We start from the raw sequence: 675 nt of genomic DNA, 5'->3' as shown, positions 1-675 counted from the left end.
AAGCCCCCCTCAAGATGAGATTTCCCATAGCGCAAGCTAGTAAGATCCCTGAAAGATGATCAGGTTGATAGGTCAGAGGTGGAAGCGTGGCGACATGTGTAGCTGACTGATACTAATCGATCGAGGACTTAACCAAATTTTAAAAGCGTAAGCTTTACTCAGCGAACTGTTATCTAGTTTTGAGAGAACAAAACTTTTCAAAAAAAGTCTTGCTTTCTTTTGGAAATCATGTATAATATAATATGTCTGGTGGCGATAGCGAAGAGGTCACACCCGTTCCCATACCGAACACGGAAGTTAAGCTCTTTAGCGCCAATGGTAGTTGGGACTTTGTCCCTGTGAGAGTAGGACGTTGCCAGGCTTATATATCGGAGGATTAGCTCAGCTGGGAGAGCACCTGCCTTACAAGCAGGGGGTCGGCGGTTCGATCCCGTCATCCTCCACCATTTGCCGGTGTAGCTCAACTGGTAGAGCAACTGACTTGTAATCAGTAGGTTGGGGGTTCAAGTCCTCTTGCCGGCACCAGTTTTTCGAGCCATTAGCTCAGTTGGTAGAGCATCTGACTTTTAATCAGAGGGTCGAAGGTTCGAGTCCTTCATGGCTCACCATTTATATTCACACGCGGGTGTGGCGGAATTGGCAGACGCGCTAGACTTAGGATCTAGTGTCTTACGA

Annotated in this window: 3 tRNA genes and 2 rRNA genes; all 5 read left to right on the top strand. The window is 47.3% G+C overall.

The features are described 5' to 3' along the window. Positions 1-136 (top strand): 23S ribosomal RNA (locus AC1DEF_RS29120); the annotation flags it as partial. Positions 137-245: 109 nt separating this feature from the next. Next, positions 246-361 (top strand): 5S ribosomal RNA (gene rrf / locus AC1DEF_RS29115). 9 nt (positions 362-370) lie between these two features. After that, positions 371-446 (top strand) — tRNA-Val (locus tag AC1DEF_RS29110). 3 nt (positions 447-449) lie between these two features. Continuing rightward, a tRNA-Thr gene (locus tag AC1DEF_RS29105) sits at positions 450-525 on the top strand. 7 nt (positions 526-532) lie between these two features. Further along, positions 533-608 (top strand) — tRNA-Lys (locus tag AC1DEF_RS29100). Positions 609-675 lie beyond the last annotated feature (67 nt).

It is taken from the genome of Priestia sp. 10L35, assembly GCF_056395685.1.
This window is presented reverse-complemented; position numbering and strand designations above follow the sequence as displayed.